This is a genomic window from Aquitalea sp. ASV15 (genome assembly GCF_016429115.1).
GTDB lineage: Bacteria > Pseudomonadota > Gammaproteobacteria > Burkholderiales > Chromobacteriaceae > Aquitalea > Aquitalea magnusonii.
The window spans coordinates 1-393 of record NZ_JAELTZ010000143.1; the positions used below are offsets into that span (position 1 = coordinate 1).

The window sequence follows — 393 nt, forward strand, 5'->3', positions numbered from 1 at the left end:
CCCCCCCCCCCCCCCCCCCCCCCCCCCCCCCCCCCCCCCCCCCCCCCCCCCCCCCCCCCCCCCCCCCTCTAATCATCCGCCCCCCCCCGAGACCTACACTGTTGTTCGTTCGTCGGCAGCGTCAGATGTGTATAAGAGACAGTTCCATGCTTATGCGGTAGTAATGATCGATCTTGTTTTTTTCCGCGGCGACCAGCAGCTGCCAGTGGCCATCGGGCTGTCTTTCCAGAAAGGACAGCGGCTCCAGGACTGTCTCTTATACACATCTCCGAGCCCACGAGACATTAACAAGGATCTCGTATGCCGTCTTCGGCTTGAAAAAAGGGGGGGGGGGGGGGGGGGGGGGGGGGGGGGGGGGGGGGGGGGGGGGGGGGGGGGGGGGGGGGGGGGGGG

Annotated in this window: 1 protein-coding gene; it reads left to right on the plus strand. The window is 68.7% G+C overall.

Annotated features, from left to right (window positions below; genetic code table 11):
• Positions 1-393 (plus strand): hypothetical protein (locus tag JHD64_RS21225; protein ID WP_199055612.1); only part of this gene is annotated, 393 nt, incomplete at both ends.